Origin of the sequence: Vreelandella sulfidaeris, assembly GCF_042429665.1 — a bacterium.
GTDB lineage: Bacteria > Pseudomonadota > Gammaproteobacteria > Pseudomonadales > Halomonadaceae > Vreelandella.
Genome location: NZ_JBHMAC010000010.1, coordinates 425,684 through 441,428 on the forward strand (window position 1 = coordinate 425,684; position 15,745 = coordinate 441,428).

Consider the following 15,745-nt stretch of genomic DNA (forward strand, 5'->3'; position numbering starts at 1 on the left):
AGCCGACCCGTTGTTTACGATGAAGTCACTTTAAGCTGACATTAGGGGTGGATAAACGGCGAATTCTGTTCAACATTGTTTGTATATCTCAAACAATCACGAGGTGTTTGGCAACGTCATGGATCGTTTTAATGCAATGCAGGCCTTTGCTCGGGTCGTGGAGACGGGCAGCTTTACCAAGGCGGCGGAAACACTTCACATGAGTAAGACCAGTGTGACGCAACTGGTGCAGCAATTAGAGGCGCGGCTGCGTGTAAAGCTGCTCAACCGCACCACACGCAAAGTTAACGTTACGGCTGACGGGGCTGCCTACTACGAACGCGCTATAAAGCTTCTGGACGATCTAGATGATGCTGAAACTAGCCTCTCTAATGCCTCGATGTTGCCTCGCGGCCGACTAAGAGTTGACGTCCCTAGCCCTTTTGCTCGCATGATCCTGATTCCCGCTTTGCCTGCCTTCCACGCTCGCTATCCTGATATTCAGCTTGATTTGGGGGTGAGTGATCGCATGGTGGATTTGATCGGGGAAAGCGTTGACTGTGTGATCCGCGGTGGGGAACTTACCGACTTATCTTTGATGGCGCGTCGCGTGGGCGACCTGAGCCTCGGTGTTTACGCTGCACCAAGCTATCTGGAGAGGGCGGGTGTGCCTTCCCATCCAAAAGAGCTGTCGTTCCCTCCTCACTACATTATCGGGTTCAGGTGGGTACGTGCTGGCTTGGCTTCTTCTTACGCCATCCACCGCAACGATGAGAGTATCAACGTTCAAGGTCGCTATGTGATCTCGGTCGACGACGGTAATGCCGGTCTGGCAGCGGGCCTAGCGGGTCTCGGCGCCATTCGGCTGCCTGATTACATGGCCATGGAGCACGTCTCCCGAGGCGAACTGGTTCGCTTGTTTGATGAGTGGCATCTCGACTCGATGCCGATGTACATAGCCTATCCACCCAATCGGCACGTCAGCGCCAAGCTACGCGTGTTTATCGATTGGGTCGTGGAATTGATGGCTCAGCATGCGGCTAAGGGTGTTCTGACATAATGCGCGCAAGGCGCTCCAGCGCTAGCTCTAGCCGTTCAATGAGTCCTTCCAGCAGTACGCGCCGATCGGCCGGGACATCGCCGTAGGCGACAATCGCCTCATCCAGTTGTTTGCCTGCCTCGCGAATGCCCTCGGGAGGCTTTCCATTGGCGCTTTGCTCAAACCCATTGGCCAGGGCACGCAGCAAATGCTGATGCGCGCGGCGGATATGGGGGTTCGGTGCATCATCGAGTCGGTCACGCAGGCGCAGCGTGGCGGTGCCAAGATCAAGCCCGGTCAGACCGAGAATAAACAGGTGACGTTGCTCTTCGGGCAACATGTCATCGTGTTGGGCCAATTGCAGCAGCCGATCCGCCATGTGGCCGCTGAAACGGGTTTCGGCACCACGAATTGAGCGCCGCTGAAGCTTGTGAATATCGGTGGAAATTGCCTTGATCAAACGCCGACGTCGAAGCTTGGCCCCCAGCCCAGGCAGCAGGCGAAACCCCATGACCACACAGCTAAGCCCGATCACCGCAGCCACTACCCGATTGGCGAAGCTGTCGAATGAGAAATCCATCCCATTGCTGGGCATGGTCAGCAGAATGTTGAAAATGGTAAAGGATAGGCAATAGCCCATGGTAGCCGGGTTGGTGGCACCTAATAGGCCTAAAAACAACGGCGTACCAAAAATCATCGCCAGCATCGGAAAACCATGCGCCTGAGAAAGCAGCACATGCCCAAACAGAAACGCACTGGGGATGGCGACCAGCATTCCCTTATAAAACATCATGGTGATGGCGATGGGGTTGTCACGGCTGGCAAAGAAAGCTGAAAACAGGGTGCCTAGCATCATCGCCACCATGGCGCTTTGCCACGCCGTGACAATCCATAAGGTGGCAAGCAGGGAGAACACCAGCCCGGAGCGCAGGGCATTGATACTGGCCGCTAAACGATCGCGGTGCCAGGCCAGCGGTGATGAACGCAGTTGGTGGCTTGCCGGTGAAGCAATGGCCTCGCGGGCATCCAGCATGACCATGGCGTGGCCGATGGCTTCACGTAGCCCCAACAGCAAGCGCCGGTCGAGTGGCGCTAAGCCGTCTTCGTCGTCGTGTTCATGAACCTGGTGGCGTAATGCTTTAAGTGCTTTTCTTGACGCCGTTACTCCTTTGACGTTTTCTGCATCTCGAAAGCTTTGGGCAACCTCGCCGGCGAGCACAATGCTTTGCGGATCTAATCGATCGGCATGGTCGTGCATCAATTGATGAAGCGCCTGAAGATTGGCAAAAAAACGCAGCGTCCGTCGCGTTAATACATGGGTGGCGCGTACTCGGCCAGGGCCGAGTGGGCCTTCAAAACGGGCAGCTTGGCTGTCGGTTTCAAGCAGCGTTAACGGGGTTAGGCTGCCGCGCAACGCCGCTTGCATTGCGGGAATATCGTCGCTGGCCTCTAAGCGAAGGGCGGCATGTTTAAACGCTTCGTTGATGACGTTGTCGGCCTGAGTGGCTAAGTGAGTTCCCACGTGCGACGGCCAAAGCAGAGAGCTGACCAGCATCGCGCAGATCGCGCCAAGCCCCAACTCTGAAAGCCTTGCCGCAGCAATCTCAAAGATGCCGGCTGGCGTGCTGTTGCTGGAGATCACTACAATCAACATCGCAGTAACCGCTGCCATCAGGCACCCGTAGGTATAGTTATTGCGCCATAGCGACCCTACGTAAGTGCACAGCATAATCCAGAGCGTCAGTGTCATCAGTGCCGGAATGCGGGCCTGGGCGAACAGCGCCATGATGATGATTCCCGCCACGGCGCCGATAAAGGTGCCGCCTAACTGGCAGATGCCTTTCTCGATCACCATTCCGCTCATCGGCCGTATCTGTAGAAACGCTGCGGAAATCAATGCCCAGTAGGGGCGTTCCAGGTTAAATGCGAGCGCAACGTAGAGCGCGAGCATCATCGCCAGGGTCGTCTTGATCGCAAACTTGACCGCCGTGGCGTTGGGCATTAAATAAGTGTTAAGAAACGGTGACATAGGTCACTCGGGCTGGTCGGCTGGGCGGTCGTTGGTGTGTTCGGCAGGATGAACGCGCACCGTCGCGGTCATGCCGACACTCAGCAGGGTGTTGTCGGGGACGCTGTCTAATGAGATACGCACTGGAATGCGCTGCGCCAAGCGCACCCAACTAAAGGTCGGCTCTACCTGTGGTAACAATTGCTGATTAAGCGACATGTTGCTATTGGCAATGCCGCGACCAATACCCGCGACTCGGCCGTTCAAGTGGGTATCGCCATTCATCAAAATAATCTCGACCGGATCGCCTACGTCAATCGAGGTCATTTTGGTTTCCTCGAAGTAGCCCACCACATAAAAAGAGTTATCGGCGATCAACGCCATGACAGGCGATCCACGGTTGACGTAAGTGCCCTCAGAAAGCTGCACGTTGAGGATATGGCCGCTGACCGGGGCCGTTATTTGAGTGCGGGCCAAGTCAAGCTGGGCACTGTCCAGCGACGCCTGGGCTTGCTGTAAATCGGCTTCCGCAATGCGTGAGTTTATTTGAGCAATCTGCTGGTTTTCGGCGCTAATCGCCCGACTGTTGCTCAACTGGTTCCGCCGACTCTCTTCGGCGAGGTTGAGCTCAAGCGTCGCCTGGCGGTGATCAACCGTCGCCTGGGCGCTGTCGACTGCCGCTTGATAACGTGTGTCGTTGATTTCAAACAGTGTCTCGCCCTGTTCAACATGGTCGGTGTCCGCCACGCTGAGCGTGCTTACCCACCCAGACACATCCGGGGCAATAGTGACGACCTCGGCATGAACACGAGCGTCGCGGGTCCAGGGGGTAAAAAGGTAATAACGCCAGAGCCAGGCACCTGCGGCAATGGCAATGGCGACAATAATTAAAGTGAGCAAAATACGAAGCGATGGGCGCATTAAGGGCTCTCAAGCAAAAGGGTAAAAATAAACGTGGCAGCCGCTGTGAAAATGACAAAAAGCGAGATGTCGAACCATGCCTCGTACCAGAGCGCGTACTCGCCGACGACCCAGTGAAGCAGCGTGCGAACCACTAACGTGGCAATAAACCCCATGAGAGCGTAGATCAGCAGTGGGCTGAGATAAATGCCGCCAACGGCGATTTCTTGAAGACCCATAACATCCTTGAAATGGCTAGAAGTAAACAAGGTGGAAGTTAATAACGGGAGCTTAAGGCGTGCTGAAATTGTATCCCGGTCAAGAATAAATCAGCCTGTAGTATAGTGCGAATAAACATAAATACCTTTAAAGACTATCGAGGTGCCGTCAGGTTGCTAGTGCCATCAACGACGGTCATGCTTAGCCCCGTTGCGCTGTGTTAAAATGCCGTTTCGTTGATTTTTCTTTGTTCATCGCTGAATAGTTGATGGTTGCCCGTGAGAACCGATAGCCGCCTCTCTCGCATGCTGCATGTTTTGCTGCACATCGCGCGGGAATCACAACCGATTACCTCCGAGCAGATTGGCGCCATGTTGGGCACCAATGCAGCTGTCGTGCGACGCACTATGGCGGGCCTGCGTAAAGCAGGTTATGTAAAGTCTGAAAAAGGACACAACGGTGGCTGGCGCATCGCCTGCGATTTGCACAGCGTAACGTTGCTCGATATACACACCGCCGTGGGTGGGCCCCGCATTTTTGCCATTGGTACTGACCGTGATAACCCGGACTGCGCGGTAGAGCAGGTGGTTAATGCGGCGCTTTTTGATGCCATGCGTGAAGCGGAAGCGCTATTGATCGACCGCTTGGGAGCGGTTACGTTGGCGGAACTGGCCACTCAGTTTGACGATATTGCAGCGCGCAAGGGCTATCAACTGCCAGCGCTTTAATCTTTCACTAGCTATCTGATGAACGTTAACCAGACGTCACAACATTGTGATTGACCTTTGTGCGCTTTTTAATGTATCAATAAAAGATACATGATGTCGGCTGATTAAAATCGGCTTTCAAACGCTGAGCGTGAATGGAGGAAGAGCAATGAGTTTTGATGCAGTGATTATTGGTGGCAGCTACGCAGGCATGTCGGCAGGATTACAGTTAGCCCGAGCAAGGCGAAAAATATTACTGATAGATGCGGGACAAGCCCGTAATCGTTTTGCTTCACATTCCCATGGTTTTTTAACCCACGATGGGTCCCCTCCTGCAGAGATAGCAGCTGAGGCCCGTAGCCAACTGATGGAGTATCCAACGGTTGAGTGGCGCACGGGGCGGGTGGAAGCGATAACGGGGGAGGCGGATGATTTCTTGGTGGCGCTGGCCGATGGCAGTACCTACCAGGCACGACGCATTATTCTGGCTGCTGGCGTTACCGATGAGCTACCCAATTTAACAGGACTTGCCGACCAGTGGGGAAAGCACGTTTTCCACTGCCCGTACTGTCACGGTTATGAGTTGGGCAAAGAGGGCATCGGTGTGTTGGCATCGTCAGAACTCGCTATGCACCAAGGTTTGATGCTGCCTGATTGGGGGACAACGACGCTGTTTCTTAACGATGCCTTTGATCCCAATGCCGAACAGCTGGCACAGCTTAAAGCACGTGGGACACAGGTAGAGTATGGCGCGGCATCACATCTCAATGAGCAGACAAAAGGTATTGAGCTAGTAATGCAGGATGGTCGTGTGTTTCCGTTAAGTGGGTTATTCGTAGCCCCGCGCATTCACCTTGACCCGCTGGTGGCGCAGTTGGGCTGTGAGCTTGAGGAGTCTCCCATGGGAAAAGTCGTCAAAACCGATGAGATGCAGGCTTCATCGATTCCAGGCATTTTTGCTTGTGGTGATGTAGCTCGCGCTGCAGGCTCGGTCACGTTTGCTGTTGCCGATGGTGCCATGGCGGGGGGCTCTACACACCGAACGCTGATGTTTGGATGTGAAGTAAGAGGCTGATTTATGCAGAACCGCCAAGCGGCATGTGAAATGCCTCTTGGCGTGCGCCTATAGTGCTAGCGATTTGTGCGTATGACGATCATCAATTGTGTTGCTGCCCCTGCTAAGGCGATAACTCCCGCGCCCAGCGCTAACGACGAAACAGGCAGGTTGAGGGCCAGCATGAGTCCACCACTTGCGGCGCCAATGGCACTGCCTAGATAAAGCGCTGATTCATTGAGTGCGACCGCCAGGTTGCCATCGCCATGAGGTTGACGAGTACGCACCAGCTCGTTTTTCTGGGGCACTTGCAGCGCCCAGCCCACTGCGCCCCAAAGCGCAATAGGCAACAACGCCATCAGTGGATGAACCGACGCCATAAACGGCAAGGCAATGAGCGCTAAAGAAAGCAGCAGCATAATCGCTAGGGTAACCACAGGGCCGACAAATTTGTCCACCAGCGGGCCGATCAGAAAGCTGCCCGCGACGCCGCCAATTCCCCACACCCACAAATAGCCGGTAATCGATTGAACAGCGCCTGACTCAGGGGCCGCCATAAACGGGGCAATAAAGGTATACATGCCCAAGCTGGCAATAGCGCCTAATAGGGAAACCGCCAGAATGGCCATGGCGTTAGGGTTTTTCAAAATGGCGAGTTTGCGGACGAGTGAAAGCGCTGGTGCGGCTGGCAGCGCCGGTAGTTTGGCGTGAAGCCCTGCATAGGCGACTAATCCTAGCGCAGAAATTAGCCACAGGGCTGACTGCCAGCCTAAGCGTTCGGCCAGCAACAGGCTGATAGGCACCCCCAGTACCGTGCCACTCGCCATGCCGCCCATAATGATGGCAATCGCTTTGCCGCGATGATCCTCATGCGTTATGGCAGCTGAGGCGGCAATGCCCATGGCAAGGTAAACCCCGGCGCCCATGCCTGCGATAGCTCTCCATATGGCGAGAGTGATAAAGCTTTCGGCCAGGGCGCTTGCGATATTGGCGAGAATAAAAACCGCCAGTGCCACGAGTAAGCCCAGGCGTTGATGTTTGCCGGGTAGAAGGGCAACAACGATAGGCGAGCCCAAGCCATAGGCTAGCGTGAACGCTGTGACAAGCTGAGCTGCAGTGGCAGCCGAGACCGCGAAAGCATCGCCGATAAGCGGAATAAGCCCCGCTGTCACATAAGAGGCCATTCCAAGCGCAAACGCTCCCAGCGCGACAAGATATACCGATAGCCGAGATTGATCAGTCATTACGTCCTCCAGATAAAAGCGAAAGCTCAATAGGCAAAATGATTGGCGTTAGCCAAGGAGTCGCTATTCTGGAGAGGGTTTTAAAGGGGTACAATTTAGCTATTTATACTATTACTAGAGGTGCTAGCCGATGGTGAACACATGACTCCCGTTAGAACGCTGACACGTACGCGAGAAGATCTGGCTGAATTTCTACGTAAGCATCGGGAGAAAATAGCGCCGGAAGATGTAGGGCTGCCGCGTGGCCGCCGAAGGCGTACCCCGGGGTTACGGCGAGAAGAAGTCGCCGCCTTAGCGGGCGTAGGATTGACGTGGTATACGTGGTTGGAGCAAGGACGCGATATTAGTGTATCGGCTACGTTTTTAGATAACTTATCCAAAGTGCTCAAGCTCGATGCGGCTGAGCGGCGCCATCTATTCTTGCTTGCGCATCAGCGCTTGCCTTCTGAGCTGGGCAAAACGTGGTGCAGCGTGCCGCCGTTGGTTCAACAGCTGATGGATGATCTGCCTGCACGGCCTGCCTATATTCTGAACCTGCGATGGGATGTGCTGGCATGGAACAATGCCGCCGATAAACTCTTTAACTTCTCGTCTCATAAGCCTGAGCGCCGCAATATGTTGTGGCTATTATTTGCGGATCCTGCGATGCGTGAGCTGTTTGCCCCCTGGGAAGAACAGGCCTGCCAGATGCTAGCCAGTTTTCGGCGCGACTTTGCTCGTGCCGCACAAGACCCCGCCATTGATGCCTTGGTCGACGAGTTAACCAAGGTGTCGCCTGAGTTCAAGCAGTGGTGGAAAACCCAGGAAGTAAACGCCCCTTGCCAGGGAGTGCGGCATCTTTATCTAGAAGAGATAGGCGCTGTCGCGCTTGATCACACCACGCTAACCGTCGATGAAGAACGCCACCTACGGCTGGTTTATTATGCACATAAGGGGAATGACGCCGAGGCGCGGGCGTTTAATGAGTGGGTAGCGGGTTAATGTATGTTGGATGGCAGCGACACCATATGTCTTTGGTATTGGTATTGTTTGGTGGTGGGGCGCTCTGGCTAATGCGCCGGGTAGCTCGTTCTTCATCCCTGCAGATACTTCCCCGGGAGCTGTTCAGCCAGGAACTCCATAAATAGCCGTGTGCGTTGAGAAAGGGTGGCCTGGCGGTAATACACGGCGTTGACGACTTGGGTTTGTAGTTCGATATGGTCGGGCAATACCTCAACCAGCGCGCCATTCTCGCGGGGAGTGATGGTCATGAAGTCAGCCAGACAAACAATGCCTTCTCCTGCCATGGCTAGCTCTATTAGTGTGCTGCCGCTGGAAGCCGCCAACGTTGGGGTAATGTGTAAGCGCTTGCCGTCAGCACAGGTGATGGGCCAGTGATTAAGGTGGTCCAGTTGACTAAACCCCAGCAGACTGTGCTGTTGAAGGGCTTCGATGTTTTGCGGTGTGCCGCGGCGTTCAAGATAGAGGGGGCTGGCCAGTAGACGCACAGGGCTATAGCCAAGTAGACGTGCATGTAGAGAGGAGTCCTCCAGCTTGCCAATACGAATGGCTAAATCAACACGCTGTTCCAACAGGTCAACAAAACGGTCGTGGGTATCAAGCTCCAGCGTAATACCCGGGTAGCGTACACGAAACTCGCTAATTACCGGCACGATAACGAACTGCATAAAGCTGGGGGCGGCATTGATTCTTAACCTACCTTTAGGCTGGTTGTGGCGATCCTGCATTGCCTCTTCGGCTTCATCCACCGCGGTTAGAATACGGCGGCAGTGATTTAGAAAGGTTTCGCCCTCTTCGGTAAGCTCTAGGCGGCGCGTGGTTCGGCGCAGTAGCGTGGCGCCAAGTTTTTGCTCCAGTCGGTTAAGCGCACGGCTCACACCCGAAACGGTAATGCCAAGTCGTTCGGCAGCACCGGTGATTGAGCCACTGTCGACCACGGTCACAAACGCCTGCTGTTCTTCAAGAGTACTTTTCATAATGGGCTTTTCATGGCGTGCTTGTCATAGTGGGCTGTTCATAAAGTGAGCGGGCACCTTAAGGGTAAATGTGTAGTGTTGTTGATTTTAAATCAAAAGTATCTTGCTGCCACGTAGCTTCTTTTCCGCTCCTCTTCATTCCACAATATCCGCCATTACTGCTGGGTCATAGGGCTATAGGCTTGGCGCTGCTCATTAACGGGACATTTAGTAAATGAAGATTTTATTGATTAACGGCGGAAAGGCGTTTGCGCACTCTGGTGGCGAGCTCAACAATACATTGCATAGTGTAGCCATGGATACCTTGAACGAGATGGGGTACGAGGTACGCGAGACGATTATTGATCAAGGTTACGATCTGGCTACCGAGGTTCAAAACTACCTTTGGGCAGACACCATTGTTTACCAGATGCCGGGCTGGTGGATGGGCACGCCTTGGACCGTCAAGCGCTATATTGATGAGGTGTTCACAGAAGGCCATGGTTTACTCTACGCAAGCGATGGCCGCAGCCGCCAAGACCCAACGAAGCAGTACGGCAGTGGGGGCTTGCTGCAGGGGCGGAACTATCTGTTATCGCTGACCTGGAACGCTCCCTTGGAAGCGTTCGATGAACCTGACAACTTCTTTGAAGGGCGCGGCGTGGATGGTGTGTATTTCCCGTTCCATAAGTCTCAGGAATTTATTGGGCTGACGGCGCTACCCACCTTTATCGCCAACGATGTGATGAAGTTGCCGGATGTCGAACGTGATAAGGCCGCTTATCGTAGCCACCTGCGCAAAGTGCTTGGTTAAAGTACTGGGTTGAAGTACTTGTTTAGGAAACGCCCACCCTGCGAGGTGGGCGTGTTGGCCTTTTATCTAATCTAGCGATCCCGATCCAGACTCTGTACCGTCAGGTCCAGCGCCTTGTACATATCCAGCCGGGCGGAAAGGCCGATATCCGGGTGATTCAGCTCATTGGCACGCTCCGACGGTAATATCGGGGCGGTCAGGTCATCGGCATCGGTCGGCTCGAAATCAAACTCTTCACCGATGGTCATGGCGCTACGGCGTAGCAGCATGCGTAATTGCGCTGGCGACAATTCGGGGTCAATCGACATCATGGCTGCCAATAGGCCAGCGACCAGAGGGGTCGCGTAGGAGGTGCCGCAATGGGCCTCGCCTTGCTCATCTGCTATCAGGGAGGAGCCTCGGACACAGGCCGCTGCCGTTATATCCACACGCATATCAATATTGGACGCACGACGTTTGACCGCGTAACGGGGATCATCAACGGCCACGTCCTGATCACTGCGCTCATGCCCACCGACCACGAACAACTGGTCGGTCACAAAAGAGGAGGGCAGGCGATAATCGTCATTGCCAGAAAACGACGAGGCGTTGCCTGCTGAATTTACCACTACCACGTTGGGGTGTTCACGGCGCAGCCATAGGAAGAACTCTTCAAGCAGCTCTTCGTAACCGCTCATGGCGATGCCGGAACGTACCAGCGAATCGATCTCCTCCCCATTAATGTCGACGGCCCCGACGCGGTGAATGCCCCAGCTCCAGTTAAGTACACGTACACCGTCTTCTACCAAATTCACCGAGGCGGCGACATTGGCAGTAATGCCTGCATCCGAATTGCGGTCCACGATCACGTCGAAGCCTGGGCCTACCGAATCCAGCCCACGCAGAAAGCCGCTATTGCCTCCCTCATTCCAGGCCGCGGCAAATACGCCCGCCACCGTCGTGCCATGGCCGTCGGGCTTGGCGGCATCGCGGGCATAAACGCAGGTTCTATGGGCGTCGGCACGGCATTCACCCAAGTAATCGGCAAAGTCGGGCGCGTCGAAATCGACCTCTCGCTCGATAACGCCAACACGGATTGGGTGCGTGTCGATATCCCCACCCTGGTGGGATAGGCGCCGCTGGTAGTAATTGACGGCATCCAGGAAACGGTTGGATGCCCACTCCTGGTCATCCTCCGCAGCAGGGGGTGAGGTTATCTCCCGCTCAATACTTTCTTCAGCGCCTGACTCTTCGGTTACCACGGCATCCACGCTGACTTCGTTACCCAGCCTGAGCACCATTGCATCGCGTTCATCCAGATTGCTGACAGGTAAGCGCAACTGATAGGTATTGAGCGGCGGGATCATGCCGACGACTTCGGCCCCGTACTTTTCTGCCAGGTGCTGCGCTTCTTCTGCCCCGTCATGGCTCTCTTCAATAATTACGCTGATAAGGTCGACGTAGGTGGTGATGCCGTCCATGTTCTTCGCCACCTCTTCATCGGTGGCCGCTATGACATTGCTACCCTTGAGGCTGACCCAGACCGGGTTGCTGGACTGTTCATGCTGCTTGAACCACAGCGGGCCGCTTTGCGCTTCGGTGCTATTGATACGTAAACGTACTCGGTATCCCTGGCGGTCGAGCGCTTCCATTGGCAGGGGTGTACCGTTCAGCGTCACTTGAACATCGCTGTTATCAAGGCCGCTGACCTGCAGGCAGAACTCCTGAACATCCATCTGTAAGAGGTCACCACAGCGCTGCAGTTGTTCGACTCGTAAAGGCGGTTGCTCAGCCGCTGCGACTGTCGTCATCCACATCAACGCCAGCGCTGTTGCCAGGCGTCCACCGCGCCCATAGGTTACTGCCATGCGACTACTCCAAGCGGTATTTAGTTAACGGCACGCAGCATAAACGCATTTACTGAACAGAACATGAATTAGTCTTGCTCCAACGAGCATTGGCTTAGCTGTTAACGGCTCACCCTGTGTCGCAGTTTAGGTAGCGAGCGAGCCACAGGAGGCAGGCGGGTCGCCATAATGAGCGCTGCAATGGCGGCGTACATTGCCCACTCTTGCATGTCGGCGCGCACTACCCAGAAAAAGTGCAGCAGTACCAGGCCTAAAATGGCGTAGGAAAATTTGTGGAGTGGCTTCCAGCGTTTGCCCAAGCGTTTCATCGCCCAGCGGTTGGAGGTGGCGCCCAGCACGGCCAGGCCGATGAGCGCGATCATGCCGACTACAATGTAGGGACGTTTGACCAGCTCGCTGCCCAGCAGGGCCCAGTTAAGCCCCAGAATAAATAGCGCGTAACTAAGCATATGCAGAGTGGCGTAGGCGAGCGTCCAAAGACCAAGCTGTCTGCGAATCAGCGCAAAGCCTTTCCAGCGGGTGAGCTTGGTAAGTGGGGTAAGGCTCAGAGTAAGCAGCAGTAACCACAGCGCGCCGATGCCAATGTTCAACAGCAGGTAACGACCTGGCTCGGGGCCGGCGGCATTATTCGCCACCTGCCAACTCCAAAATATCAGCGGGGCGAGCGCCGCTAGGAACACGCCCACGCGCCACACTAGCCATCCGCGTGGGGTTGCCATCAATAGTTTTTCCTTAAATCCAACCCCGCATACAGCTCGGCGACTTCGTCGGCGTAGCCGTTAAACATACGGGTTTCAATGGTATTGGGGCTAAACAGGCTATTGGGCAAGCGACGCTCGGTAGCCTGACTCCAGCGGGGGTGATCCACCTCTGGATTGACGTTGGCGTAGAAACCATACTCATCAGGGGCGATAAGCTGCCAGGAATTGACCGGTTGTTCTTCCACCAGAGAAATACGCACAATCGATTTGATGCTTTTGAAGCCATATTTCCAGGGCACCACTAATCGCAACGGCGCGCCATTTTGATTGGGCAGTTCACGGCCATACATCCCCATGGCGAGTAACGTTAGTGGGTTCATGGCTTCGTCCAGACGCAGACCTTCCACGTAGGGCCAGTCAATCAGCGAGAACGAGGAGCGTTGCCCTGGCATCTGTTCGGGGTCGACCAGCGTTTCAAAGCGCACGTACTTGGCTTTGCTGGTGGGGTCGGCGCGTTTGATTATCTCAGCCAGGGGGATGCCCAGCCAAGGAATCACCATCGACCACGCTTCTACGCAGCGTAGGCGGTAGATGCGCTCTTCAAACTGTGTCGGCTTGGCGAAGTCCTCTAGAGCAAAGCGCCCGCCGTTATTTACTTCGCCATCCACCACCACGCTCCAGGGCTGGGTTTCCAGGCTGTCTGCATGGCGGGCTGGATCGGTTTTGCTCGATCCGAATTCGTAGAAATTATTGTAACCACTGGCATCGTCAAAGGGGGCGATCTTGTCTTTGTCAGGATCATCAGGGGTAACGGCTCGCCATTCGGTCGCGCTGATTTTTTCCTTTAACCACGCAGGCGCATTGCCGTCGGGCACATCGGCGTAGTCGGCGCTGGCTTGCGCATGGCCGGAAAGGGCAAGTCCTGCCCCCAAGCCCGCCATGCCGCCCATAAAGCGTCGCCGTGAAAGGTAAATGGATTCAGGCGTTACCTCGGATTCGTGCAAATCACTCGGTTTGGCGATCTTGATGAGCATAGGATGACTCCACGTGAAAAATGCCAACTGATACGGCCGACGAACGCAAGTTCGACGTTCATTGGTACATTAAGTTCGTTAGTGCTAACAACTGTATAATGCCACCTGCCGCTGTGCTTAATGCTTGAGAGGAGGCCAACGGTCTCTATGGTGGGCCAGAGCCACTCCATGAGTTGTCATGTAAAGGGCATAACGTTGGTCAATGGTATCTAACCCATCATGACGCCACGGTGGCTTGCATCATCACGCTTGCACCATTAAGAAAGGTAGGCTGTAATTCGTTCTTTCACTGACAAGGATGGCCCTGGGGTGGCGCCCTGGGCTGGCTGGTAGCCCACTAGCCTGTCGGTAATAGGACCATTTATCCACTTTGACCAATACATTTACCCACTTTAACCAATAAAGGTACGTATGAAAGTAAACAGCTCGTGGCTCGCATGGGTGTTGTTAGTGTTGGCACTGACATTGTCCAGCCTTTGCGCGGCACAAACTCAAGGAGGAGAGAGCGAAACTAACCGATGGTTTAGCGTTGATTCGTTAAACACGGGGCTTGGTGATCCACCCAAAGAAGCGAACCGGGTGACGCCGCGAGAAGCGATTAGAAGCTTTTTGGATCTGACCAATCAGGAAAAGTACGAGGCCGCGTCGCATGTGCTCAACCTGTCTGAATTTTCTGAACAGGAGCAGCGCGAACAAGGTCCGGAACTCGCTCGGCAAATGGCCGAAATCCTTCAGCGTGGTGAATGGCTAAGCGTTTCTGATCTGCCTGGGCGGGAAGATGCTGTGATCGAGAATCCCTCTGGGCAAAACCCGCGCGCCGGAGAGCCGCGTCGCAATATCGAATTGTCATCGTTAAAAGCCAACGGGGAAACCTATGATATTCGGTTGGGCCGGTACCGGGTGGAGGACCAGGAGCCCGTCTGGCTGATCATGCCGGTTAGCGTGTCGTATATTCCTGTCCTGTACGAGCAGTACGGCCCGTCGATGCTGGAAGAGTATATTCCGAAACGTCTTCAAGCGTCGTTTGGCATGCTGAGGATTTGGGAGTGGATTGCCATACCGCTCTTTGTGATTGTGGTGGGGATGGTGGGGTGGGGCGTCCATCATCTGGTGCGACTGATGACGTCATGGCTGCCTTCTGGGGCGTCGACTATTTTTGTAAGCCAAATAGGCATGCCGACAGCGCTCATTGCCATGTCGATAGTCACTCAGATGCTACTGGATTACGTTGTGTCCTTTTCGGCGGTGGCGACAACGACCTTCCGCGTGCTGTTAATCAGCATTTTGGCGTGGGGCGCCGGGACGATCGCGTTGCGTTTAGTCGACACGATCATGTTGCGTATGACGCGTCGGTTAGTGGGTGAAATAGATGATACGAAACCCCAGGACGAACGCCGACTGCTGACCTCTCTCTATGCCCTGCGGCGCATCATCATTCTGGTCGCGGTTACCGGTGTGTCTATCTACATCCTGGGACAGATTGAGTTGTTTGAATCCCTGGGGTTATCCATCCTGGCTTCTGCCAGTGTATTGGCAGTGCTAGTCGGCGTGGCAGGGCAAGCCGTGCTGGGGAATATTCTGGCCTCGTTTCAGCTGTCGCTGGCCAAGCCCATCCGGATTGGGGATCTGGTGATATTTGAAGGGCAGTGGTGCTATGTCGAGGGCATTTTTTATACGTTTATCCGCTTGAGAGTGTGGGACGAGCGCCGTTTGATCGTGCCGGTCACGTACTTTACCTCCAAACCTTTTGAAAACTTGTCGGTTAAAAGCGCCAAGATGTATCGAAGCCTTGAATTGACGCTTCACCTAAGCGCTGATATACCCTTGATCAGAGAAAAATTCTTGGAGTATGCCAAGGAGGAAGACTGCGTGGTGGAGCATCACAAGCTGCTTTGCTATGTCACGGGGCAAACCGCAACAGCCCAGACGATTACCTGCTATCTGATGACCTCTGATCCGCTTTCAGGCTGGGCAGCGGAAATGAATATTCGCGAACAGTTAATGACGTTTATTCGTGATAATCACCCCGAGTGGTGGCCGCGCGAGGTTATGGTGATCAGCCATAATGATGTCGCCCGTGGCAATCAAGGCAAGCGCTCGGCGGATACTGCTGTAACAGACGCTGATGAAGAGGCAGATAGCGATGAAGCAACACCATCAGCGAATTCGGATGCAGATAGATCAGATAGCGATGAAGCCAAATCATCGGAATAACGCAGAAGCGGCGCATGTTAGGCCTATCAA

General features: G+C 54.6%; 14 protein-coding genes. 6 read left to right on the forward strand and 8 right to left on the reverse strand.

Features of this window, described 5'->3' with window-relative positions; genetic code table 11:
* Positions 1–118: 118 nt before the first annotated feature.
* The gene (locus ACFFLD_RS06930; protein ID WP_386038526.1) at positions 119–1,039 is read left to right on the forward strand and encodes a LysR family transcriptional regulator; all 921 of its coding nucleotides are present in this window, start codon (positions 119–121) and stop codon (positions 1,037–1,039) included.
* Here the strand turns inward: ACFFLD_RS06930 and ACFFLD_RS06935 are convergent.
* From ACFFLD_RS06935 to ACFFLD_RS06945, 3 genes are read right to left on the reverse strand one after another with little or no spacing between them, the layout of a single operon-like run.
* Positions 1,020–3,047, reverse strand: a complete 2,028-nt coding sequence (locus ACFFLD_RS06935) for an FUSC family protein (protein ID WP_386038528.1) — start codon at positions 3,045–3,047, stop codon at positions 1,020–1,022. The two genes, ACFFLD_RS06930 and ACFFLD_RS06935, sit on opposite strands and share 20 nt — an antisense overlap.
* 3 nt (positions 3,048–3,050) lie before the next feature.
* Entirely contained in the window at positions 3,051–3,947 is an 897-nt protein-coding gene (locus ACFFLD_RS06940) for an efflux RND transporter periplasmic adaptor subunit (RefSeq protein WP_386038530.1), read from the reverse strand.
* Positions 3,947–4,165 carry a DUF1656 domain-containing protein gene (locus ACFFLD_RS06945; RefSeq protein ID WP_386038532.1) on the reverse strand — a complete coding sequence of 73 codons (219 nt, stop codon included), beginning with the start codon at positions 4,163–4,165 and terminating at the stop codon, positions 3,947–3,949. Before ACFFLD_RS06945 ends, ACFFLD_RS06940 begins: the two co-directional genes overlap by 1 nt.
* 258 nt (positions 4,166–4,423) lie before the next feature.
* On the opposite strand from ACFFLD_RS06945, the gene ACFFLD_RS06950 reads away from it, so the two are divergent.
* Positions 4,424–4,873: an Rrf2 family transcriptional regulator gene (locus tag ACFFLD_RS06950; protein ID WP_386038534.1), complete on the forward strand. Its 450-nt coding sequence runs from the start codon at positions 4,424–4,426 to the stop codon at positions 4,871–4,873.
* A gap of 148 nt (positions 4,874–5,021) precedes the next feature.
* On the forward strand, positions 5,022–5,927 hold the full coding sequence (locus ACFFLD_RS06955; RefSeq protein ID WP_386038535.1) for an NAD(P)/FAD-dependent oxidoreductase: 906 nt from the start codon (positions 5,022–5,024) through the stop codon (positions 5,925–5,927).
* A 56-nt stretch (positions 5,928–5,983) separates the two neighbouring features.
* Here the strand turns inward: ACFFLD_RS06955 and ACFFLD_RS06960 are convergent, their stop codons facing one another.
* On the reverse strand, positions 5,984–7,150 hold the full coding sequence (locus ACFFLD_RS06960) for an MFS transporter (protein ID WP_386038537.1): 1,167 nt from the start codon (positions 7,148–7,150) through the stop codon (positions 5,984–5,986).
* 141 nt (positions 7,151–7,291) lie between these two features.
* Here ACFFLD_RS06960 and ACFFLD_RS06965 point away from each other — a divergent pair, with 141 nt between their 5' ends.
* Positions 7,292–8,131, forward strand: coding sequence for a helix-turn-helix transcriptional regulator (locus tag ACFFLD_RS06965; RefSeq protein ID WP_386038539.1), 840 nt, complete (start codon positions 7,292–7,294; stop codon positions 8,129–8,131).
* Between the two features lie 92 nt (positions 8,132–8,223).
* On the opposite strand, the gene ACFFLD_RS06970 is transcribed toward ACFFLD_RS06965, so the two are convergent.
* Complete coding sequence (locus ACFFLD_RS06970) at positions 8,224–9,126, reverse strand: LysR substrate-binding domain-containing protein (RefSeq protein WP_386038541.1); 903 nt, start codon at positions 9,124–9,126, stop codon at positions 8,224–8,226.
* A 214-nt stretch (positions 9,127–9,340) separates the two neighbouring features.
* On the opposite strand from ACFFLD_RS06970, the gene ACFFLD_RS06975 reads away from it, so the two are divergent.
* Positions 9,341–9,919 (forward strand): NAD(P)H-dependent oxidoreductase, encoded by a 579-nt coding sequence (locus ACFFLD_RS06975; RefSeq protein ID WP_386038543.1) that lies wholly within the window; start codon positions 9,341–9,343, stop codon positions 9,917–9,919.
* Positions 9,920–9,990: 71 nt separating this feature from the next.
* On the opposite strand, the gene ACFFLD_RS06980 is transcribed toward ACFFLD_RS06975, so the two are convergent.
* The 3 genes from ACFFLD_RS06980 to msrP form a co-directional block, all read right to left on the reverse strand.
* Positions 9,991–11,766: a S8/S53 family peptidase gene (locus ACFFLD_RS06980; protein ID WP_386038545.1), complete on the reverse strand. Its 1,776-nt coding sequence runs from the start codon at positions 11,764–11,766 to the stop codon at positions 9,991–9,993.
* 101 nt (positions 11,767–11,867) lie between these two features.
* Positions 11,868–12,485 carry a protein-methionine-sulfoxide reductase heme-binding subunit MsrQ gene (gene msrQ, locus ACFFLD_RS06985; RefSeq protein WP_386038547.1) on the reverse strand — a complete coding sequence of 206 codons (618 nt, stop codon included), beginning with the start codon at positions 12,483–12,485 and terminating at the stop codon, positions 11,868–11,870.
* A complete protein-coding gene (gene msrP / locus ACFFLD_RS06990) occupies positions 12,485–13,501 on the reverse strand; it encodes a protein-methionine-sulfoxide reductase catalytic subunit MsrP (protein ID WP_386038549.1) in 1,017 nt (338 codons plus the stop codon). The genes msrQ and msrP overlap by 1 nt, the downstream gene beginning before the upstream one ends.
* A 411-nt stretch (positions 13,502–13,912) precedes the next feature.
* Here msrP and ACFFLD_RS06995 point away from each other — a divergent pair, with 411 nt between their 5' ends.
* Positions 13,913–15,715, forward strand: coding sequence for a mechanosensitive ion channel family protein (locus ACFFLD_RS06995; RefSeq protein ID WP_386038551.1), 1,803 nt, complete (start codon positions 13,913–13,915; stop codon positions 15,713–15,715).
* Positions 15,716–15,745 lie beyond the last annotated feature (30 nt).